This window comes from Lysinibacillus sp. FJAT-14745, assembly GCF_001275675.1.
In the GTDB taxonomy this organism is placed as follows: domain Bacteria; phylum Bacillota; class Bacilli; order Bacillales_A; family Planococcaceae; genus Lysinibacillus.
Genome location: NZ_LITM01000009.1, coordinates 39,076 through 61,871, shown reverse-complemented (window position 1 = coordinate 61,871; position 22,796 = coordinate 39,076). Strand labels below are relative to the sequence as shown.

The 22,796-nt window shown below is 36.8% G+C and carries 22 protein-coding genes; 18 read left to right on the top strand and 4 right to left on the bottom strand.

The features are described 5' to 3' along the window. The first annotated feature begins 320 nt into the window (after positions 1-320). The 3 genes from AMS59_RS15535 to recO all read left to right on the top strand — a co-directional run bounded on the left by AMS59_RS15535 (position 321) and on the right by recO (position 2,557). Positions 321-734, top strand: a complete 414-nt coding sequence (locus AMS59_RS15535; protein ID WP_082337537.1) for a cytidine deaminase — start codon at positions 321-323, stop codon at positions 732-734. Continuing rightward, positions 721-1,638, top strand: coding sequence for a GTPase Era (era, locus tag AMS59_RS15530; RefSeq protein ID WP_053484652.1), 918 nt, complete (start codon positions 721-723; stop codon positions 1,636-1,638). Before AMS59_RS15535 ends, era begins: the two co-directional genes overlap by 14 nt. A gap of 124 nt (positions 1,639-1,762) precedes the next feature. Beyond that, a complete protein-coding gene (recO, locus tag AMS59_RS15525) occupies positions 1,763-2,557 on the top strand; it encodes a DNA repair protein RecO (RefSeq protein ID WP_053484651.1) in 795 nt (264 codons plus the stop codon). 41 nt (positions 2,558-2,598) lie between these two features. Here the strand turns inward: recO and AMS59_RS15520 are convergent, their stop codons facing one another. Next, a complete protein-coding gene (locus tag AMS59_RS15520; protein WP_053484650.1) occupies positions 2,599-4,017 on the bottom strand; it encodes an S-layer homology domain-containing protein in 1,419 nt (472 codons plus the stop codon). Between the two features lie 1,071 nt (positions 4,018-5,088). On the opposite strand from AMS59_RS15520, the gene AMS59_RS15515 reads away from it, so the two are divergent. After that, positions 5,089-6,834, top strand: coding sequence for an HD-GYP domain-containing protein (locus tag AMS59_RS15515; RefSeq protein ID WP_234007819.1), 1,746 nt, complete (start codon positions 5,089-5,091; stop codon positions 6,832-6,834). 49 nt (positions 6,835-6,883) lie between these two features. On the opposite strand, the gene AMS59_RS15510 is transcribed toward AMS59_RS15515, so the two are convergent. Then, a complete protein-coding gene (locus AMS59_RS15510) occupies positions 6,884-8,269 on the bottom strand; it encodes a glycine--tRNA ligase (RefSeq protein WP_053484649.1) in 1,386 nt (461 codons plus the stop codon). A gap of 451 nt (positions 8,270-8,720) precedes the next feature. Here AMS59_RS15510 and AMS59_RS15505 point away from each other — a divergent pair, with 451 nt between their 5' ends. From AMS59_RS15505 to AMS59_RS15445, 12 genes are all read left to right on the top strand, one after another. Then, positions 8,721-9,353: a helix-turn-helix transcriptional regulator gene (locus AMS59_RS15505; RefSeq protein ID WP_053484648.1), complete on the top strand. Its 633-nt coding sequence runs from the start codon at positions 8,721-8,723 to the stop codon at positions 9,351-9,353. Between the two features lie 19 nt (positions 9,354-9,372). Then, positions 9,373-10,185 carry a pyruvate, water dikinase regulatory protein gene (locus AMS59_RS15500; RefSeq protein WP_053484647.1) on the top strand — a complete coding sequence of 271 codons (813 nt, stop codon included), beginning with the start codon at positions 9,373-9,375 and terminating at the stop codon, positions 10,183-10,185. Positions 10,186-10,392: 207 nt separating this feature from the next. Beyond that, on the top strand, positions 10,393-12,225 hold the full coding sequence (dnaG, locus tag AMS59_RS15495; RefSeq protein ID WP_082337536.1) for a DNA primase: 1,833 nt from the start codon (positions 10,393-10,395) through the stop codon (positions 12,223-12,225). A 32-nt stretch (positions 12,226-12,257) separates the two neighbouring features. Beyond that, positions 12,258-13,385 carry an RNA polymerase sigma factor RpoD gene (rpoD, locus tag AMS59_RS15490; protein ID WP_053484645.1) on the top strand — a complete coding sequence of 376 codons (1,128 nt, stop codon included), beginning with the start codon at positions 12,258-12,260 and terminating at the stop codon, positions 13,383-13,385. A gap of 304 nt (positions 13,386-13,689) precedes the next feature. After that, positions 13,690-14,253, top strand: coding sequence for a hypothetical protein (locus AMS59_RS15485; protein WP_053484644.1), 564 nt, complete (start codon positions 13,690-13,692; stop codon positions 14,251-14,253). A gap of 463 nt (positions 14,254-14,716) precedes the next feature. Further along, positions 14,717-15,067: a cytochrome c gene (locus AMS59_RS15480; RefSeq protein WP_053484643.1), complete on the top strand. Its 351-nt coding sequence runs from the start codon at positions 14,717-14,719 to the stop codon at positions 15,065-15,067. Positions 15,068-15,385: 318 nt separating this feature from the next. Then, positions 15,386-16,078 (top strand): tRNA (adenine(22)-N(1))-methyltransferase TrmK, encoded by a 693-nt coding sequence (locus AMS59_RS15475; protein ID WP_053484642.1) that lies wholly within the window; start codon positions 15,386-15,388, stop codon positions 16,076-16,078. Position 16,079: 1 nt separating this feature from the next. Further along, positions 16,080-17,201, top strand: coding sequence for a Nif3-like dinuclear metal center hexameric protein (locus AMS59_RS15470; RefSeq protein ID WP_053484641.1), 1,122 nt, complete (start codon positions 16,080-16,082; stop codon positions 17,199-17,201). A 15-nt stretch (positions 17,202-17,216) separates the two neighbouring features. Further along, positions 17,217-17,441 carry a hypothetical protein gene (locus AMS59_RS15465; protein WP_053484640.1) on the top strand — a complete coding sequence of 75 codons (225 nt, stop codon included), beginning with the start codon at positions 17,217-17,219 and terminating at the stop codon, positions 17,439-17,441. 651 nt (positions 17,442-18,092) lie between these two features. Further along, entirely contained in the window at positions 18,093-18,341 is a 249-nt protein-coding gene (locus tag AMS59_RS15455) for a DUF2164 domain-containing protein (protein ID WP_053484638.1), read from the top strand. Positions 18,342-18,563: 222 nt separating this feature from the next. Further along, positions 18,564-19,097: an NADPH-dependent FMN reductase gene (locus tag AMS59_RS15450; protein ID WP_053484637.1), complete on the top strand. Its 534-nt coding sequence runs from the start codon at positions 18,564-18,566 to the stop codon at positions 19,095-19,097. A 405-nt stretch (positions 19,098-19,502) separates the two neighbouring features. Continuing rightward, a complete protein-coding gene (locus AMS59_RS15445; RefSeq protein WP_053484636.1) occupies positions 19,503-20,396 on the top strand; it encodes a PhzF family phenazine biosynthesis isomerase in 894 nt (297 codons plus the stop codon). Positions 20,397-20,467: 71 nt separating this feature from the next. Here the strand turns inward: AMS59_RS15445 and AMS59_RS15440 are convergent, their stop codons facing one another. Beyond that, positions 20,468-20,647 (bottom strand): hypothetical protein, encoded by a 180-nt coding sequence (locus AMS59_RS15440; protein WP_049663817.1) that lies wholly within the window; start codon positions 20,645-20,647, stop codon positions 20,468-20,470. 219 nt (positions 20,648-20,866) lie between these two features. On the opposite strand from AMS59_RS15440, the gene AMS59_RS15435 reads away from it, so the two are divergent. Both AMS59_RS15435 and AMS59_RS25350 read left to right on the top strand, forming a co-directional pair. Continuing rightward, positions 20,867-21,592, top strand: a complete 726-nt coding sequence (locus AMS59_RS15435) for an alpha/beta fold hydrolase (RefSeq protein ID WP_053484635.1) — start codon at positions 20,867-20,869, stop codon at positions 21,590-21,592. A 62-nt stretch (positions 21,593-21,654) separates the two neighbouring features. Then, a complete protein-coding gene (locus AMS59_RS25350) occupies positions 21,655-21,882 on the top strand; it encodes a hypothetical protein (RefSeq protein WP_156304690.1) in 228 nt (75 codons plus the stop codon). A 321-nt stretch (positions 21,883-22,203) separates the two neighbouring features. On the opposite strand, the gene AMS59_RS15430 is transcribed toward AMS59_RS25350, so the two are convergent. Continuing rightward, positions 22,204-22,740, bottom strand: a complete 537-nt coding sequence (locus tag AMS59_RS15430; protein ID WP_053484634.1) for a hypothetical protein — start codon at positions 22,738-22,740, stop codon at positions 22,204-22,206. Positions 22,741-22,796 lie beyond the last annotated feature (56 nt).

The window sequence follows — 22,796 nt, the reverse complement described above, 5'->3', positions numbered from 1 at the left end:
TCATGAAATAGTGGCAGTTGTGCTGGATAATTATGATTATTAGGCTCGTCACCAAAAGTTAAGTGAGGACATTTGTTAATCCATGCTATAAGTTGATTGAAGTGGAGGCTGGGCGACTCCTTGGGGATCAGCAATAGAGGAACGAAGGCTAAAAGCATCACATCCTGTGATAACGCCTTCGTGACCAACATCGTGTTGGCCCGAGACCCTGGAGCGCAAGCGAAGCGGCTCATCGGACGCCCCCAGGAAAGCGCCCAGCCGGAACGGAAATCAACCCACGTTATGGTGGTGAGCTATTTTTTATGTAGAGGTGAACGTTAATGACAATTGATATGCATGCATTACTAGAAGAATCAAAAAAAGCGCGAGAAAAGGCTTATGTACCTTATTCAAAATTTAAAGTTGGCGCGGCGATTTTAACGAAAGATGGAGAGGTTATTCATGGCTGCAATGTTGAAAATGCGGGCTATAGTATGACCAATTGTGCTGAACGTACAGCCTTTTTCAAAGCTGTGTCAGAAGGTATTTATGATTTTGAGGCGATCGCTATTGTAGCTGATACGGATGGACCATGTGCACCATGCGGAGCTTGTCGTCAAGTGATGATGGAATTTTGCAAACCATCTATGCCTGTATATTTAACAAACTTAAAAGGTGATGTCACGGTAACGTCTGTAGGCGAATTACTACCGTTTGCATTTACAACGGAGGATTTAGAGAATGCTGGAAAATAATACTGGCTACAAGTCAGGTTTTATCTCCATAATCGGTCGACCAAATGTAGGGAAATCAACATTTTTAAACCGTGTCATTGGTCAAAAAATTGCGATTATGAGTGATAAACCACAAACAACACGAAATAAAGTACAAGGTGTACTAACAACAAATGATAGCCAAATGATTTTTATTGATACACCAGGAATCCACAAGCCGAAACATAAGCTAGGGGATTTTATGCTAAAGGTTTCTAAAAATACATTGCGTGAAGTGGATGTTATTATGTTCATGGTAAATGCAGAGCAGAAACTTGGGAAGGGTGATGAATTCATCCTTGAAATGCTGGCGGGTAATCCAACGCCGGTCTTCCTAGTAATTAATAAAATCGATCAAATTCATCCTGATGAATTAATAGGAATTATTGAAAGCTACAAAGAGCGTTATGACTTTGCGGAAATAGTTCCGATTTCAGCGTTGCAAGGGAATAATGTAGAAAATTTATTAACAACATTAACGAAATATTTACCAGAGGGTCCACAATATTATCCAGCTGATCAAGTAACAGATCATCCTGAGCGTTTTATTATTTCAGAGTTAATTCGTGAAAAAGTGTTACATTTAACGCGTGAAGAAATTCCTCATTCCATTGCTGTTGTTATTGATAAAATTCGCCGTGATGAAGAAAATGAAGATAAAATTCGTGTAGCAGCAACGATTATCGTGGAAAGGGATTCTCAAAAAGGGATTGTCATTGGTAAACGTGGAGCGCTACTGAAAGAAGTAGGGATACGTGCAAGAAAAGATATTGAAATGCTTCTTGGTTCAAAAGTGTATTTAGAGCTTTGGGTAAAGGTACAAAAGGATTGGCGAAATAAATCAACACATTTACGTGACTTCGGTTTCCGTGATGATGAATATTAATAGGATAAGCTACAAAGCAACTTACCAACATTCCTATTTGTCGCTGTAGTTTTATATGGAGCTGTCCAATAATTTATTGGACAGCTCTATTTTCATGCATAGCATGTAGAAAAGAGGGGGATCGATGCTTCATAAATGGGAAGGAATTGTCCTAAAGGTGCGTGCCTACGGAGAATCAAATAAAATTGTAACATTACTAACGAGAGAAGCAGGAAAGGTTGCCACGATGGCTCGAGGAGCGAAGAAGCCTTCCAGTAGATTAGCATCTGTGACACAGCCATTTACGTATGGCATGTTTATGGTACAGCATCATACTGGTATGGGGACATTGCAACAAGGTGAGCACCTTAATTCTATGCGTCATATTCGCGAGGATATAATGGCAACGGCCTATGCAAGTTATATAATGGAACTTGTCGAGCGTGTAGTAGAAGAGGGGAAAACTGAGCCACTTGCATTTGATGTGCTCCTTCAAGCATTACAAGCAATTGAGGAAGGTTATGACCCCGAGGCGATTACATTGTTCGTAGAATGGAAAATGCTACCTTATACAGGTGTACAACCTATATTACATGCTTGTGCTTCTTGTGGTGCCGTAGACGGTGAATTTGCGTTTTCTTTTGTGCAGGGAGGTTTTTTGTGTCATCGTTGTTATAAGCATGATCCTTATATCATTCGATTAACACCGACCCAGCTTAAGCTTATCCGAATGTTCTATACAGTTCCGATTGATCAGATTGGGAAATTAGAATTGAAAAAAGAAACAAAATATTTTATAAAAAAAATAATTACTACAATTTATGAGGAGCAAACAGGAATTCGTTTTAAGACTAAAAAATTTATCGAACAGCTTGAGAGAACGCCTGAATTTCAGTTAAGAACAAGTGCTGATCAAGAAAAAACGCCAGAAGACCATTAATATTGATCTTCTGGCATTTTACTTTTTTACACTACAATTTATTAATATTCTTCTGGATCATCCACAAAATCGTAACGAGCAACCCATTTATTAGCGATTTTTAGAAATTCAATATACAGGTAAGCAGTTTCACCATTTTTACCTGTAATATGTAAAATTGCGGGACCTTCTGCTAATGGTGTAACATTTACATTCTTTTCCTTTATTGAAGCTTTCACAGCTGCTGGTTCAGAATTAAATTTTTCTAAGGCAACTTGTGTTGGCTCGAACGATAGTTTGTTACTCGAAAATGTTAACTCATCTGTAACTTGATACAAATCAATACTACGCACAAAATCATACGTATCAACATCAGCAGCCATCGTTTGTTGTTGAGTACCATTCGTGAAAGTCAGAATATATTGCCCGTTTTTAAAGATAGAAAGTGTAGCTGAATTATTCGTTGATTTAAAACTATATAAATTAGGGGATAAGGCTTGACCATCCGCAGTTTGAATACTTACCTCTGTAGGGACAAATTTTAAATCGCTTTCCATTAAGTTGAGCGGTGAGTCTTCTACATAATCCTCTTCTTTCACTTTTTCAAGTGTTGTTTGTAGCTTTCCATTTACGTTTTTCACATGTACTAAGTAAAAGAAATCCATAAATTCTTCAGAATCATCCTTAAAGCCCGTAATAACTAATTTTCCTGTACCTTCTTTTAGCGGTTTAATTGTAATGGACTCGCTCGTATAATCTTCTTCATCTTCACTCCATGTAAAGATATCCTCTGCAGGCTTAATGCCGCCATAAGAAGCAAAGATATAATCTTGCTTAAATTGACTAGCAAAAACTGTAGTGTTGCCTTGAGCTTTTTCAGCACGAACAACAAAAAGTGCTAACTGGGAGCGTTTTACATTGGTTTGTGGTCCAAAGGTAGTAGGAGTTGTACCTTTTGTGATGTTGTTGGCAAATAGCGTTTTTATATATGGTTCGTATTCACTGCCTTCATTGACATCTTCGAAAGGAATGGAAATGCCGTTTGTAATTGGTAAATGAAAACCTTTCACAATCATTTTTGACATTTGTCCACGTGTAATATTTTTAGTTGGGTAGAAATAGCCATTGGATCCACTAATAATACCTGCATTTGCTAAAGCAGCAATCGCACCATAATTTGCATCTCCAGGTTTTATGTCCTTAAAATTAGGATTTTTTACATGAACCGTATCTAGCTTTAAAATACCAGCTAAAATTTTCGCAGCTTGTGTACGAGTAATAGGATTCGCAGGTTTAAATGTCCCATCTGGGTAGCCTGATATAATGCCACGTTGGGCTAAGTTAATAACAGCTTTGCCTTCCTCAGTTGACGCATTTATATCGGGGAACACCGATGCAGCATTTGCTTGTGGGGCAATTACAATAGCACTTGTTGCTAGTGCTGATGCCATTGCGATGTGATAAAAACGATGGGTCTTCAAATAATTTCCTCCAAAGTAAATAAAAAATTTTTATAGCTGGGATCAACCTATTACAATGGGCTGAATGTAATAGGTTGGAACCTCTATTAATTGTTAAATTATTGTTATTTAACATATATGATTAACTATAATACTTTATTTATATCAAAATGATGAAGCTGAGAATAGAGGAAATTTTATACTGCTAAAAATTAACATGGGAAAATGGCTTGTTCATCAACATGGAGTAGATATTATCCAACTAGGGTGCTTTCAGGGTCGAACGATCATCTGTTTAGGGACAGAGGACTTATTTCTAATCCTATATATCAATTAAAATACGTATAACAAATGTCATCTCCGACTTTTGTGGTGAGACAAAAGTTGGGTAAAATACATAAAAATGATCAATTTCCAATGTTCCAGAATGTAAAAATGAGTAGTTATTTTTCCAAAATGGTAATGTTTGTATATTTTTATTGAATGTTTGCTAATAGTATTAGGACAAATTGATTAATCTTTTATAATTTACAGAAATATTATTTATGAGATAAATTTAACTATAAATTATAAAAATACACTTTTCAATCCTTTATATAGGACCTTATATCTTTTTGGTTTCAAATTAATAGCTGTTGTTAAAGGAATGCGTTAGATATAAATTACTAATTTTAAAATAGTTTTTAACATAAACATAGTAGTAACTATTCATTCGAGTACCATAAACTAGTTGAAAAGGCATTTTAATCTATGATATTGTAAATGATATAGACGCAATTATGTCGAGGCATAATTGATACTATTCTTGTATTACTTATACGTTTCGTACCCATTGAAACTAGGCCAATTTATATAAATTTGACATACATATAAAATGTAAAATAAGCCTCTATCAGCAAAAGCATTTTAACTACTTTCAGCCAAATATTTTCTGTAGCGAAAGCAAAGCTTCAGCTATAAATGTTTTTGTAACGTAAGTGAAACGTCAGTTACATATGCGAAAGAAGTTAAGCTGATTCCGGACGCAATTATGCCGTGGCATAATTGATGAACAACGCAGTCTTATCGAAGAAGGAGGGAGTCACATAATGCTTGAACATTGCGTATGTGGCAGAAAATATGCTAAGAAAAGTGACGTTAAGTATTGATGAAGTTGAAGCAAATGATATTGTAGCTGAAGATATATTTTCTGATTATCGTTTACTAGCTAAAAAAGATCTAGTTTTAACTGAACGAATTATTGCCTTACTTAAACTTAGAAAAGTAGACGAATTATCTGTATATTTACCAACTGATTCAGTCCGAATTGTGCATGATTTAAGTGTTCAGCGTACAAGGGATTTCGAGGATGTGTTTGCACCATTATTGGATAAAAAGGATGAGGTAGATGAATATAAAGATACAGTAAGTAACCTTTTTATGACTACATTAGAGAATGTTGTGCATGAATTACGCTATGGTCAAATTTTAAAAAGCATCCAAGATACTGCTTATGTACGAGGTGTTTTTGAACAAATTTTAGAAAAAAGACATCGCTATGAATTACTCATGCGATTAAAAGAATGGGATGAATATTCATTTGTTCATTCATTTGATGTTTTCATTTTAGGTACAATTTTTGCACGTTATTTAGGTTTAACAGATATTGAAACACTAGCAAGGGGCTATTTGTTCCACGATATTGGGAAGGTGTTTATTCCACAAGAAATATTAAATTTAAAACGAAAATTATCAGAAGATGAGTTTGACATTGTTAAAACTCATACGACTAAAGGTTTTGAGATGCTTATAGAAAATGGGGAAGAGGATATTGCCTATTTCGCACGTGATCATCATGAGCGCTTTGCCGGTCAAGGTTATCCGAATCGGCTATGTGAGGATGAAATGTGTGACGGAGTTCAATTACTGCAAATTATTGATGTTTATTCAGCAATGACATCAAAGCGAGTATATCATTCGGGATATGCTGCAACAGATGCGTTAGCTGTTTTATATCGTGATCGACATTTATATAACGAGAAATTTATGCACAAATTTGTAGAGTGCTTAGGGATTTATCCTGTCAACTCACTCGTTCAACTATCTGATAATCGAAGTGCACAAGTAGAACTTGTCTATGATTTATTCCCAACGTTACCTAAAGTTAAGCTATTGGATGAACAAAAGTCTATGATTTTACCTTTGAATTATAGTGTGAAAATTTCGAAAATGATCGATTATCGTGCTAACAGCTTTGAAGAAATTTTTAACTTATTTATAGAACAATTAATTCGCTGTGACGAAAACAGCTTAAGAGTCTACTTTAATAAATTAATAGATCATTTACATCCTAAAGAAATTGTTTTAAAAATATTTTTACCTGCCTTTCGAATTCTACGTTTATTAACGAGAGAAATTCAAACGGATATGACAAAATATAGGAATTCTATAAATATTCTAAAGCAATTATTAGACGAGCAATTAAATGTATTATATATGGATTATCAGCATGAGAAAACAACTATATTAGTTGTGGAAACTTCACTTCGTGAAAATTTCTTCATAAAACTTGTGCAAAGTATTTTATATATTGATAAAATTGTGCCGTTTTTTATTAATCCAGATGATGATCAGCGCATTACGCAATTAATGGAACATTGTAACGTAAATGTAGCTTACTTTATTGGGGATGAACTCGCAGTCGATAAGAGAGTTCGCCCAATGCGAGAAGGAACGTTCCTTTTTTATTCGCTTGTAGATATTGAGGAATTACTTATTAGCTTAGTCGGTATGAGTATGAAAAGGTTTTCCTTTGAGGAGAAGATGCAAGAGCGCTTGTTTTCATCATTAAAGATATGACAAGAGGGAGTCGCTGGAAATGCGACTCCCTCTTTATATACTTATGAATTTAGAATTGAAGATGTTTTTCAATGTATGCTTTAACATCTGTAATTGGCATACGAACTTGAGACATTGAATCACGATGACGCACTGTAACTTGACCATCCTCTTGTGAGTCAAAGTCGTATGTGATACAGAATGGTGTACCAATTTCGTCTTGACGACGGTAACGTTTACCGATTGATTGAGACTCGTCAAAGTCAACTGGGAATGCTTTGCGAAGCTCTGCCCATACATTTGTAGCTTCATCTGAAAGCTTTTTAGAAAGTGGTAGGACTGCTGCTTTAAATGGCGCTAGAGCAGGGTGGAAGCGTAAAACTGTACGCTTATCATCGCCTTCAAGCTCTTCCTCGTCATAAGCATCGCAAAGGAATGCTAATGTTACACGGTCTGCACCTAAAGAAGGCTCGATACAATATGGAACATAACGTTCGTTTGATACTGGATCGATGTAAGTGAAATCTTCACCAGAATGCTCCATATGCTGTTTTAAATCGAAATCTGTGCGATCCGCTACGCCCCATAGCTCGCCCCAACCGAATGGGAATTTAAATTCGATATCAGTTGTAGCATTTGAGTAGTGAGACAATTCGTCGTCTTCATGATCACGAAGACGCATAGACTCTTCTTTCATGCCTAAATTTAATAACCAATTTTTACAAAATTCCTTCCAGTATGCGTGCCATTCAAGGTCCTCGCCTGGCTTACAGAAAAATTCCAATTCCATTTGTTCAAATTCACGTGTACGGAAAGTGAAGTTACCTGGAGTAATTTCGTTACGGAATGATTTACCGATTTGTGCAATACCGAATGGTGTACGTTTACGCATAGAACGTTGTACGTTTTTAAAGTTCACGAAAATACCTTGTGCTGTTTCTGGGCGTAAATAAATTTCGTTAGTAGAAGATTCTGTTACACCTTGGAATGTTTTAAACATTAAATTAAATTGACGAATATCTGTAAAATCAGCTTTACCACAATCTGGGCACACTACGTCATACTTAATCATCGTTTCTTTCATTTGGTCAAATGTCATACCATCGACAATGATTTCATCGCCTTTTGCTAGTGCAGCATCCTCGATGATTTTATCAGCACGATGGCGCGCTTTACATGCTTTACAATCAATCATTGGATCATTAAAGTTACCAACGTGACCAGAAGCAACCCAAGCTTTTGGGTTCATTAAAATTGCAGCATCTATCCCAACGTTGTGCTCTGATTCTTGGACAAATTTTTGCCACCATGCTTTTTTTACATTGTTTTTTAATTCAACACCTAGTGGACCGTAATCCCAAGTGTTTGCTAAGCCTCCGTAGATTTCAGAACCTGGGAAGACAAAGCCGCGATGCTTCGCTAATGATACAATTGTTTCCATTGATTTGTTAGCCATAAAAATAGCCTCCTTTGTAGTTTTCAAAGAGTGAACTTTGAATTTGTTTTAGCGTATTTATAGATAAATTCGCTAAATATTTTTAATTTAGGTAGGACTAAATTAAAAATAGCACCCGTCTCCGGGCACAATAAATGCCCAGGGACGAGTGCTAAAACCCGCGGTTCCACCCTGATTGTTTTAAACGTGTTGTTTAAAACCTCTTTTCAAAAAGTTAGCTCAAGGAGTGCCTTTTCTCTGTTGCTATGTAGACTTTCACCATCTTCTACTCGCTTTAAAGTGGAACAGATACTTTTTTCCCGTCATCGCCTATATAACGCAAATTACTCGAAAATACATCTAGAGCAAGCGTATGTGTCAATATTGTAGCATGTAGTTCTTTTCTTCGCAATAATTATTAAAATAGTATATAATAATTGAGCATAAGTATAACACTATTAGATTTGAGGCGGTGAGTCCAATCGAACTCAATAAACGTCAGGAAGACATTTTACAAATTGTGAAAGAAAACGGCCCAATCACAGGCGAACATATTGCAGAACGTCTCAGTCTGACAAGAGCAACTTTAAGACCAGATTTAGCTATACTCACAATGGCGGGCTTTTTAGATGCTAGACCTCGTGTAGGCTATTTCTATTCAGGTAAAAAAACATCTGTTACATTGATGGATAGTATTCATAATTTAAAGGTGAAAGATTTTCATTCAGGACCAGTTGTTGTACCGGAAACAATGACTGTTTATGATGCGATTTGCTTCATGTTTTCAGAGGATGTTGGAACACTTTTTGTCGTAGATAAGAATGAATTTTTGACAGGGGTACTTTCTCGTAAGGATTTACTACGAACAAGTATTGGCACGCAGGATTTAAACAAAATTCCTGTACATATAATAATGACACGTATGCCAAATATTTCGTACTGTGAGAGATCAGATTCTTTAGTTGTCGCAGCGAATAAACTAATTGAACGAGAAGTTGATTCGCTACCAGTAGTAGAGCCACAAGAAGGTGGATTAACTATCGTTGGTCGTCTGACGAAAACGACGATTACACGAGCTTTCTTATCGCTAGTACAAAATGTCTAAATATTTGAAGGAGAGCAGCATGAAAAGACTACGAGTTTTTGTTGTATCTGATTCAGTCGGTGAAACTGGTGATCAAGTAGCGAAAGCAGTTATTAGCCAATTTCGACCTGGTTTGGAAAACACGGTAATTCGTCGTTTTCCTCATATACAATCAGAGGAGCTCATTCGGAAAATTGTTGGCCTTGCAGCGAAACAGAAGGCATTTATTGTGTACACGCTTGTTCGCCAGGAAATGCGTTCGATATTACATGAACTGTGTGAGCAAGAAAAGATATATGCTGTTGATATTTTAGGGCCTGCTTTAAAAACAATGGCAACTTTTGTGGAAGAATTCCCATTAGAAGCACCAGGAATTGTTCACCAGCTAGATGATGATTATTTTAAAAAAATTGAGGCTATTGAATTTGCAGTAAAATATGATGATGGTAGAGATCCACGTGGTCTATTACAGGCTGATATTGTGCTAGTCGGTGTTTCACGTACCTCTAAAACGCCGTTATCACAATATTTAGCACATAAACGCTATAAGGTAGCGAACGTACCTTTAGTACCAGAAGTGGAGCCACCAGAAGAACTATTAAAAATTGATCCTAAAAAATGTATTGGTTTAATTATTTCTCCTGATAAATTAAACTCAATTAGAAAAGAGAGATTAATATCTCTTGGATTGAATGATGATGCTATCTATGCACAGCATAATCGAATATTAGAAGAAATCCAGCATTTTGAAAAAATTGTCGCTAAAATCGGTTGTAAGGTTATTGATGTGACAAACAAAGCTGTTGAGGAAACAGCTAACGTCATTATTGAGCATATCTCGAACTGTAAATAAGAAACGAATGATGATAAACCACCTCGGTTATAAGAGGCGGTTTTTTTGAGTCGGTTGTGAAAATAGTATAGATAAAAACTGATTTTTGTTTTATAATAATAAAATTGTGGTAAAAATATTTATTAAGAGAAAAATCCTATTTTTTTGTCGAGAAATAAAGGATTTTTAAATCGGATAGCGAATTGTGTTTTATAACGTAATTTAAAGATGGTGATGGATTTGGCAGGGAAGATTCCTGAAGAAGTGATTGAACAGATTCGCACACAATCAGAAATTGTTGATGTCATAAGCGAATACATGCAGCTTACAAAGCGTGGGCGAAATTGGTTTGGCCTCTGTCCATTTCACGGAGAACAAACGCCATCTTTTTCTGTGTCATCAGACAAACAAATTTTTCATTGCTTTGGTTGTGGTGCAGGTGGTAATGCTATTACTTTTGTCATGGATATAGAAGGTATTTCTTTTCCTGACGCAGTCGTGAAACTTGGTGAACGTGTTGGCATACATTTAGATGTTGGGCCTAGTTTACCTGAAGTAGCGAAAAAGGTATCTAAAGCGGAAGAAAGGATGAAAGAAGCACACGCTTTTGCAGCAGATTTTTTTCATCATTTACTGTTAAATACTGAAGATGGTGAAGAACCTTTAAATTATTTGCTAGAAAGAGGATTTACAAGGGAACTTATAGAATCTAATAGCATTGGATGGTCTCTTCCTAGCTTTGATGCATTAACGATATTGCTTGAAAGAAAAGGTTATAACTTACAAGAAATCGCTGAAAGTGGTTTAGTTATTAAGCGTGAAGGGGAAGAACGCTATTTTGATCGTTTTAGAGGGCGTATTATGTTTCCTATTCGTGATGAGAACGGTAAGATTATAGCATTTTCAGGACGAATTCTTGCATCGACTGGTGAAGAGGCAAAATATTTAAATAGTCCAGAATCACCGATTTTTCAAAAGAGTGAAGTGCTATATAACCTAGATAAAGCACGAACCTCAATTAGAAAAAATCGTCAAGTAGTATTGATGGAAGGGTTTATGGATGTTTTAGCAGCAACCTCTGTTGGCGTAACGAATGCTGTAGCAACAATGGGCACCTCGCTTACGAATCAGCATATCACAAAGCTAAAGCGCTTAGTAGAGCAGATTACGATTTGCTATGACGGTGATAATGCTGGTTTTGATGCGGCAAAAAGAGCAGCGCAGTTACTGCAAACGGAACGTATGAAAGTCAATATTGCGGTATTACCAGATAAGCTAGATCCCGATGAATACATTCGTAGTTTAGGTGGACAAGCATTTAAAGAACAAATTTTGGAAAACCCTCATGCGTATATTGCTTTTATGATGATGCATGCTAGACGAAATAAGAACTTTCAGTTTGAAAATGATACGCTTCAATATATCCAAGAAGTTCTTGAACAACTGGTAGGTAGATCATCACCAGTTGAACGAGATCTGTATATAAGGCAGCTATCGAATGAAACAAACATATCGGAAGAAGCGATTTATGCTCAATTCCGAAAGCTAGAGGCAAATCAGGTGCGTTCTGCAAAAGTAGAAATGCCTGTTCAAATGCCTTCGATGCCGGTCACTCAGCAACACAAGCCTATGGACGCAGCTGAACGTGCCGAACGTTTATTACTGGCTCATATGCTTCATAATATAGATGTAGTGGACAGGGTATTACGTAGTGAGCAAAAAGATCCGTTTGCACGAGATGCCTATATGGCTGTTTTTGTTCGCTTAGTAGGATTTTATGAAGAATATGGTCATCCTGATTATCAGCGTTTTGTTGAGATATTGGATGACTCTGAATTACGTAAGATTGTAATGGAAGCGGCTTTAGCGGAACGGGACCCCGACCAAGCAGAGGCAGAGGTCACAGACTCAATACGTCAGCTGCAAAAATATAGAATTGAGCAAGAAATTCAACAAAAGATGCATGAGTCAAAGGAAGCGGAGAAGATGCATGAGTATGCGCGTGCACTTGAAATCGCCCAACAGATTATTCATTTAAGAAAATCGTTATCGGCGATTTAATCCGATTCGGTTGTTTAGAAGGAGGAAGGTTTATGGCGGACAAGTCAGAACGTTCAAAAGAGGTAGAAGTAGAAATTACATTAGATGAAGCAAAAAAAATACTACAAGAAAAAGCAAAAACAGAAGGTGAAATTTCAATGAAAGAAATTTCAGAGAAACTAGCGCCTTATGAATTGGAGAACGAAGAGATTTTCCACTTTGCTGAGGATCTTGAAAAGGCTAAAGACATTCAAATCATTGGAAAAGAAGAGTTTGAAGAAGAAAGCTTAATGAAAGAAGAAGCAAGCGAAGAGACTTTTGATTTAAATGATTTGAGTGTACCACCGGGTGTTAAAATAAATGACCCTGTACGTATGTATTTAAAAGAAATTGGTCGAGTTGATTTACTTTCTGCCGAGCAAGAAATCGCATTAGCGGAACGTATTGAGCAAGGTGACGAAGAAGCGCGTAAACGCCTAGCAGAAGCGAACTTACGTCTTGTTGTATCGATTGCAAAGCGATATGTTGGCCGTGGAATGCTATTCCTTGATTTAATTCAAGAGGGGAATATGGGGCTTATCAAGGCTGTTGAGAAATTTGACTACCGTAAAGGCTTTAAATTCTCCACTTATGCAACATGGTGGATTCGCCAAGCGATTACACGTGCAATTGCGGACCAAGCACGTACAATTCGTATTCCAGTGCATATGGTAGAAACAATTAATAAATTAATTCGTGTACAACGCCAATTACTACAAGACTTAGGTCGCGAGCCATCTCCTGAAGAAATTGGGGAAGAAATGGATTTAACACCTGAAAAAGTACGTGAAATTTTAAAAATTGCACAAGAACCAGTATCTCTTGAAACACCAATTGGAGAAGAAGATGATTCACATTTAGGAGACTTTATTGAGGATTCTGAAGCTCAATCTCCATCTGACCATGCAGCTTATGAATTGTTAAAAGAGCAATTAGAAGATGTGTTAGACACATTAACTGACCGTGAAGAAAATGTCCTTCGCTTACGTTTCGGTTTAGATGATGGTCGCACACGTACATTAGAAGAGGTAGGGAAAGTATTTGGTGTAACACGTGAACGTATTCGCCAAATTGAAGCTAAAGCTCTTAGAAAGCTACGTCACCCTTCTCGCAGCAAACGTTTAAAAGACTTTTTAGAATAAAGATAAAAAGTTGGGGCTACCTAATTAGTGATGACTAATTAGGTAGCCCTTTTTTAGGCTACTATTATATTCGCATGAAATAGGAGACTACCTGTGAAAGCGAAGTAAATATCCGCGCAAAATTTTCATCATTTATCCCTAGATCATACTAAACATAGTAGATATTTTTTCGATAAATGTTATAGCGAGTAATTAGAATGAGGCAGTCTTATTATTTTTGCTACTTTATATAGATGTGTTATGAAAGGTTTTAAGATAAAATTGTAATAATAACCATTATTAAGCAATGTTTGGAGTATACATTATGACAAATCCTCGAAAAAAAATAATCTTGAATGAGATTTTGTTTTGGAAGCAGAATAAGCTATTACCAGAGCATTACTGTGATTTTTTAGCGGCTCTATATGCAGAGGGGGCGGATCTAGAGGAGTTAGAACCAGTACACCATAAACAAGCTATATTGCCTTCTGAAAAGAGAAAACTGCTACTTATAATTGCGGGTATATGTATCGCCATGATTATGCTGCTGTCTATTTATTTTACAATATCATCCTTAATGATCATTTTAACGGTTGTCGTTGGAATAGCTGCGGTGATATTATTTCTGACGGCGTTTCGAATGGCACGAAAAAATGATTTATTAGCTCCTGTTTTCCATTTGTTAGGTGCTATTTTATTGTTTAGTATGTCAATTCGAATTTACACTACATATTTTAATGGAAATAATATTGCATTGTTTTGCTTGATTGCAGCAAACTGCGGGGTTTGGCTTTGGTCAGGTTTAAAAATGAAGCTACTTTATTTCACGGTTTCAGGTGTCCTAGGTTTACTAGCACTGATTAGCTATTATATCATAAACTTATTATAAGAACTCATTTTGTAAAATAGTTTCGCTGACAATGACAAAAATCCGTTTGCTTTCAAATAGCTAACGGATTCTTTTTTTTGTATCAAAATTGTGTCTGTAATTTATTCAACATTAACTTCCTGTAAATACTTTATTGGTGAAGAATATAATCGTATAGCTTATTTAGTTAATGGATTATTATTAAAAAGATATTTTGATTTTCTTGGTATACGAATGTGTAAAAGAGGAAAAATAACAGCATGTAAGGAAGTTAAGTTTAAATGCTAAAAGATGATAGATAGTCCAAGTAATGGGGATTTCAAGACATATTTTATCCAATAGTTACAGAAATGTCGAATTTGTTACAAACAAAGGAAAACTTAGCGAATAGGCTTTTCGTTTCATGGTTAATGAAGTACAATATTAGATGTTGACTGATTCTATATTATCATAGAAGTAGATTTACAATGAGGAGGGGAAACATATGAAAAACAATCCAGTCGTTCCTTACATCTTAATTCTTGCATTTGGTATTGGTCTTATTTTCTTCATGTCTTTAACAGGTGCAGAGAACAAAAAAGAAATTGCTGCTGAAAAAGAGGGCGGTGGCGAAAAGACAGAAGCTAAAGATGACGGTTCAGCTTTAGTACAATCTTGTATTGGCTGTCACGCTGCTGACTTAACTGGTTCTGTGGGTCCAAATCTACACGGCAAAGATGAAGCTCGTATCGTAGAAGTTTTAACAAAAGGGATCCCAGGCACACCAATGACGCCTGGTCTGAAAAACGAAGCGGAAGCAAAAGCAATCGCTAAGTACATTTCAACTCTAAAATAGTCTAACTTCTTTCAGCGGATGCCCAGACAAACATCCGCTAAAAGAAGTAAAAGCCTCCGGCGGATGTCACGGAATCGGAAAGGAATTCTTTGTGCCAGCACAAAGCCGATTCCGGACGCAATTATGCCGAGGCATAATTGATAAAAGTAGCTGTACTGAAAGCGTTTAATCGTAATCGGTACAGCTACAATTTATTTATCTTTATTTCAGTTAAAGAAAAATGGAGTTGCTCAAAAATTTGAGTCAACTCCATTTGTTTTTTTTCGCGACATCATCCATACTAAGAATGGACACTATTTAAGACAGGCGGTAAAAAAAATGAATGCACAAAAATTATCAAAGCGATTAGAAACAGTAGCAAAATATGTACCCTCTGGTGCGGTTATAGCTGATATTGGCAGTGACCATGCCTATTTACCATGCTACTTAATTCATAAAGGTATTGCTTCTTATGCGATAGCAGGGGAAGTTGTGAAAGGACCATTTGAATCAGCAGTTGGACAAGTGAAAAAGGAAGGCTTAACAGAAAAAATTACAGTACGACTTGCGAATGGCTTAGCAGCAGTAGAAGAAGCTGATCACGTAGATACAGTTACTATTGCTGGGATGGGTGGACCTCTTATTGTCTCCATTTTGGAGAAGCATCCTGAAGCATTGCAAGGGGTAACAAGGCTTATTTTGCAACCAAATATTCATGCTAAAGTGATTCGTGAATGGGCATTAGCACATAATTGGGCAATCCAGGACGAAGAGATTTTAGAGGAAGACGAAAAAATTTATGAAATTCTTGTATTGCAAAGAAGCTCAATGACGTTAACGGAACCGGAAATTTTATTTGGTCCGAAATTAATGCAACGAAAATCACCATCATTTATAAAAAAATGGTCACGTGAAAAAGAAAATTGGCAGCGTGTATTAAAGTCCATTGAAGGGGCAGATCAAACACCTGAAATTGAAGAAAAACGTGGAGAATTAGTAGCTCTACTCAATTTAGTGGAAGGGGTTCTGTGAGATGAAAACAGTTAACGGTCAGGAAATTATACAATTGTTCGAATCATGGTCGCCTAAAAAATTAGCCTGTATGGAAAATGACCCAATCGGTCTTGCAATCGGCACATTAAACAAACCTGTAAGTAAAGTATTAGTCACATTAGATGTTAATGAAGCAGTAGCAGACGAGGCTATTGCTCAAGGATGCGAGCTAATAATAGCGCATCATCCACCGATTTTTAGACGTCTTTCGAATATTCGTACTGACAATCCAGCCGGGCGTTTATATGAAAAGCTTATCAAAAATGATATTGCCGTTTATGCAGCACATACGAATCTAGATGTGGCTGAAGGTGGTGTCAACGATCTACTAGCAGATGCTCTACAGCTTGAAAACCGTTCTATTTTAGAAGAAACATATGCTGAAAATATGTTGAAGCTGGCAGTTTTTATACCGACTGCAAATGCCAATGATTTACGTGAGGCATTAGCAAAAGCAGGAGCAGGCCGTATTGGAGATTATGAAGCATGTAGCTATACTACATTGGGAGAAGGTCGTTTCCGTGCACTAGAAGGTGCAAATCCACATGTAGGTTCTATTGGTGAATTACATGTTGAAGAAGAAGTGAAGGTAGAAGTAGTATTTCCAGAATCCATAAAAAGTCGTGTATTAAAGGCCATGTTAAACGCGCATCCATATGAAGAACCAGCCTATGATATCATTCGCCTAGACCAGCAAACAAATGTAATGGGCTTAGGCCGAGTTGGTTATTTACCACAAGAAATGACTCTTCATAAATTCACGCAATTTGTAAAGGGGCAGCTAGACGTACCTGCTGTCCGAGTTGTTGGTGATTTACAGTCGAAGGTGAAAAAAGTAGCGCTTGTCGGTGGCGATGGCAATAAATATATTTATTCTGCGAAACGTGCTGGGGCAGATGTATTTTTAACGGGAGATATGTATTTCCATACAGCCCAGGACGCTCAAGCAATTGGTCTACAAATCGTCGATCCAGGTCATCATGTGGAGAAAGTGATGATTGCAGGAGTAGCTAAAAAGATGTCGAGAATGTGCGAGGATAAAAAATATTCTGTTGAATTTGTCCAATCTACTATTCATACAGAACCGTTTTTATTCGTGTAAGAGAGGGGAATAGCTGTGGCGAATGAAAGACCTTCTGGCAATAAAGCCGGCAAGTTATGGATAATGATTGGTTTGCTAATTGCTGTGTTTGGTGTAGGCATGACATTTATGACAAATACGATGAATGCCAAAAAAATTGATGCTATGACTGAGCAATGTGAAAAAGATGGTGGAGAAGCCATCGTCTCAAAGGAAAAGAATTTTCTATCAACAAACTATTCATTTAAATGTAACCAGTAATAATAAAAGGCTGAATTATAGAATTAAATATAATTCAGTCTTTTTAATGTTAAAAACTATATGTTCAAGGAAATCTTGGTGAATGGTTTTGCTCTTTAAATGAGGGTGATTTCCATTCCAGGCTACTCACTTTCCTGTGTAGCGAGAGTCGAGCCGCTTCCTCCACTTTTATTGTTGCTGTCGCTGGCTTTCGCACAGATATAACCCAAGTGCTAAGGTATTGTTTCATCACTATAAATTAGAGGCCAGAAAACTTATGCTATGTGAATTGGTTGATTGGAGTGGAGGCTTGGCGACTACTTGGGGATTAGCGATAGAGGAACGAAGGCTAAAACCATCACGTCCTGTGATAACGCCTTCGTGACCAACCTCGTGTTGGCCCGAGACCCTGGAGCGAGCAACGCGAGTGAAGCGGCTCATCGGACGCCCCCAGGAAAGCGCCAAGCCGGAACGGAAATCAACCCCTCGTTTTGCCATAGAGCCGTACTTAATTTAATAGGACACCTTAATCTAATTGACATATTAGTTTTTCAATGTAATGAAGGCTGAATTATAGTATTTATTGTAATTCAGTCTTTTTGTGTATGCATGGATTAATTTTAGAGTGTTATGATAGGTGAGTATAAATGGCAATGAGAGGAGAGTTTTGGATTGTTTATTCGTTTAACAAAAGAACAACAAGAAACAATAATAGCTGATATTCAACGTTTTTTCTATAATAATCGTGATGAGGATATTACAGAATTTGAAGCAGAAAGAGTATTAGATTTTATAAAGGAAAATATTGCTCCGCATATTTATAATGCGGCTATCTCGGATGCAAAATATGTTGTAGAAAGACAATATGCATCGATTGAGGATGAACTGGCAGCATTAGAAAGACCTATTAAAATAAAATAATTTAATCCGAATTAAATAACTGGAAATTTTTATAAACATATGATATTTTTGTTTTGGATTAAAGATAATTTAATTCGAAGTAAAAAACAATGGTTTCATTAACCATCAATGTATTGAATGAAGAATTGGATTCCTGTACAACATGGCTAAGAGAACCGTTTTTAGTTTTTCAATGAATGATTCGGTCACAATTTGAGGGATGAATGAAGGAGGAACAACAAGGTGAAAATAGGGGTTATTTTAGGTAGTACTCGTGAAGGTCGTTTAAGCCCACAAGTTGGCGAATGGGTAAAGGAAGTAGCTGAAAAACGCGGTGATGCAGAATATGAAATTATTGATATCGCGGATTTTAAATTACCACTGCTAGGTGAGCCAGGTGGAGATGCTTCAGGAGCAGCTACATGGTCACAAAAAGTTGCTGCATGTGATGGTTTTGTATTTATCGTTGCAGAATATAACCATTCCATTACTGGGGCATTAAAAAATGCATTAGATTACTTACGCGTGGAATGGAATAATAAGGCGGCAGGAATTGTTTCTTACGGTTCTGTTGGTGGTGCAAGAGCTGCTGAACATTTACGTGGAATTCTTGGTGAATTATTAGTAGCAGATGTTCGCGTCCATCCGGCTTTATCATTATTTACAGATTTCGAAAACGGTACGGTATTTAAACCAAAGGAAGTGCAAGCAGATTCAGTAAATCAAATGCTAGATCAACTTATTCCTTGGTCAACGGCATTAAAAACAATTCGATAGGGTCCTAAAGCAGTATGTACAATTAAAAGTGCATATTGCTTTTTTATGTATATAGAGACCTATGTTTGAGTGAAGTATTGTCTCAAAACTTAGATAGATGGTGTTGATACTACCTTATGACTAAATTTTTTAAAAAGGTCATTGTGGTGGGAATTTTCCAAAATTGACGTTGCGGTAAAAAGCTTCTGCGTTAATTCTATTTTTTAATAGGGGATATTTTTTAAGAGTAGCTTAATAATTTGGGGAATAATGGAACTTTTGTGCGGTCGATTCGTATCTATTAATGTATCGGAAATGGATATTAGGAATTGGGGATAATCGCCAAGGAAGCATAGAAAGTCGGAGATCGGATTTGTTTCGCAGGATAAAATTGATGTAAAACTTAAATAAAGGAAGGGAAAGTATATGAAAATGGTTACCGTCGATCATTATGATGCGTTTAGCACGATACCTAATAAGGGGAACCCAGCAGGTGTCGTTGTAGAGGGAAATCAATATAGTGAAATAGAAATGCAGGCTATTGCTAAGCAAGTAGGCTTTAACGAAACAGCTTTCGCGCTAAAATCGGATAAAGCAGATTTACGTATACGTTATTTCACGCCAGGGCATGAGATGGATTTATGTGGACATGCAACAATGGCAACGATATATGCGCTAAGAACAAAAGGTTTATTAGTAAATAAGTCGAAACTAACCATTGAGACGAAAGCAGGAATTCTTCCAATTGAGATAAAAGAACAACAAGCAGGACAAATTTACATTACTATGCAACATGCAACACCTCAGTTTGAAGCATTTAATGGTTCAAAATCTAAACTTGCACAATCAATAGGACTAACAGAGGAAGCGATACATCCTGAATTACCGATAGTTTATGGAAGTACAGGAATTTGGACTTTGTTAATACCTATTAAAAATTTAACATACTTTGAAAAAATGACTCCGCAAACTGCAGATTTTCCAGCTATCCTAGAAGAAATGCCAAAAGCATCCTTGCATCCTTTTTGCTTAGAGGCATTTGATAAGAATGCTGATATGCACGCAAGACATTTTTCATCTCCATACTCTGGAACAATTGAAGATATTACTACAGGTACGGCCTCTGGTGTCATGGGAGCGTATTTTGCAGAGTATATTCATCGACAAGCACAACTGCCGAAAACGCTAATCTTCGAACAAGGTCAGGAACTTGGGAAGGATGGGCGTGTGCAAGTTCATGTAAAAAGTGATGAGGGGAAATTGAATATTTCAATCACAGGAACTGCTGTACATGTGAAGGAACTAAAGGTACGAATATAATAAGAAGGGCCGCTTAAAGTATTTTCATCACTTAAGAAGCGGCCACTTTTTCTGGAATGTCATCTACTCCATTAATGTTTTATTTCTTCAATGACTTTTTCTTTTAAATCTGCATCCATTGATGAAAGCTTAACATTATTAGTGAGACGTTCTTTTAATTCTCGATCTGTCATAATACCGCGTTCCTCTAGAATTTGAACAAGTAAATCTAACGTCATTAAATTTTTAATATCTGCTGCTTTTGTATCCATTTTAAATGCCTCCAAATGCATAGTATTTCTACCTCTTTAGTGTACTCCTTTTTTAGAAGGGCGGCGTAAAATGGTCAAAACAAAGCGAATTTATTTCGTGTCCCGGAATATATTGAATGATTCTAGCAGTAGTGGAAAATAAAAAAAGGCCGATTTTTTTATTAGATATCAGTTCTTAAATATTCGATGAAGTCTAAGATAAAGAAAGGAAACTATACTATGTTTAAAGAAATGTTTGTACCAATTAACGATTTTAAGTTGTATGCCAAATTGATAGGTGAAAAAAATGGTAAACCTACAGTGGTTATGGATGCGGGATATGGTGATTATTCTAAAGGGTGGATTTCTATAGTCTCTGATGTTTCAGCATTTACAGAAGTGTTAGTTTACGATAGAGCGGGACTTGGTAAAAGTGAGAAAAGTTCAAATCCTAGAACAAGTCGAGAAATGGTGAAGGAACTGAAAGAGCTTCTTACTAAATTGGATATAGCCCCTCCATATATATTTGTAGGTCATTCATTTGGTGGAGTTAACGCAAGATTATATGCGAGTGAATATCCTAGTGAAATTGCTGGATTGTTGTTAATTGATTCTACTCCAGAGGATTACCAAGAAAGATTTCTTCCAACTATGAGTAGGGAATTTCAAGAGGCTTATAAGAATCAATTTATACACGAAGGCAATTATAAAGAATTTAAGGAAAGCTTAAAACAATTAAAAGACAATCAGATAAAATTAAACATACCGTTAATTGTTCTTTCAGCAGGTAATAAACATCTCTATACTAAAGAATCTCAAGAACTGTGGAATAAAATGCAAAAGGAAATATTACAAATTTCCACTCAAAGTGAATTTATTATTGTTGAAAATAGTGCGCACTACATACAAAATGATGCACCTTCAGTAGTCGTGGAAGCAATAAATAAGTTACTTAATAATTTTTAATATCAAAAAACTCCTAACAATAGGAGCTTTTTTTCATTATCTATTTAAACCGGTATGTATTTATGTTAATTAAGAGCTTACTCTCCGTTGATAGAACTTTGTTTTCCGCTGCTAAAGGCGTTCACTTCGCCGCTAAAACAGGTTATTCCGCCGGTAAAGCTGTAAACTGCGCCGCTAAAACAGGTTATTCCGCTGCTAAAAGCGTCCACTTCGCCATCAAAACGGTTATTCCGCCGCTAAAGGTGTCGACTTCGCCGCTAAAACCTGTTATTCCGCCGCTAAAGCTGTAAACTGCGCCGCCAAAACAGGTTATTCCGCCGCTAAAGCCGTTCACTGCGCCGCCAAACCTGTTATTCCGCCGCTAAAGCCGACCACTGTGCCGCTAAAACCTGTTATTCCGCCGCTAAAGCTGTAAACTGCGCCGCCAAAACAGGTTATTCCGCCGCTAAAGCCGTTCACTGCGCCGCCAAACCTGTTTTCCGCTGGTAAAGCCGACCACTTCGCCGAAACGACAGACACCGAGGGACATGCGAGTGAAGCGGCTCATCGAACACCAGAGGAAAGCGCCAAGTCGAAACGAAAATCAACCCCACTCTACGACGATAAGCCTCCTAATTATTCATCGAAAATAATGCCTGATACAAAGTCGCTAGCAAAGCAACAAAGAGCGTATCATCTGAGTTAAAAAGTTTAAAAGCTACACCGGTACGCACAAGTTCAGTTTCTATATTACTAGCACTTGCGATTTTTTCATCATTACAATATAAATAGGCGGTAGATGTAAAATCTTTTTCAAAACGAAAGTCGAGTCCATCCATTGTAAAAGAGTAGGAGGATTCAAGTAATTGAACCGTCTTCCTTTGTATTGGTAGAATTGATCCATCTGGCATTATAAGCTGATGGCTGACACCCTTTGCTAATAGTGTAGATTGTACTTGAAAAAGTGGTGTACCTAAAGTAGAACGTGTTTCATAACGATGTGGCAAAGACTGCTTTGAAGCTACTAGCATGACAGCATTCATTACTTTTCCAACGGATGAACGCTCTACTTTTTGTAGCACACAAACCGTCTCATTTTGTTCATTCACGATAGGAATATTTAAAAATCTTTCGAATGCTTTTGGGTAAGTAAGGGTAAATGTAGTCATATATAAACCTCCAATTTACTTACTATACGAGTAAGAAGTACAAGAGGTTTCATATT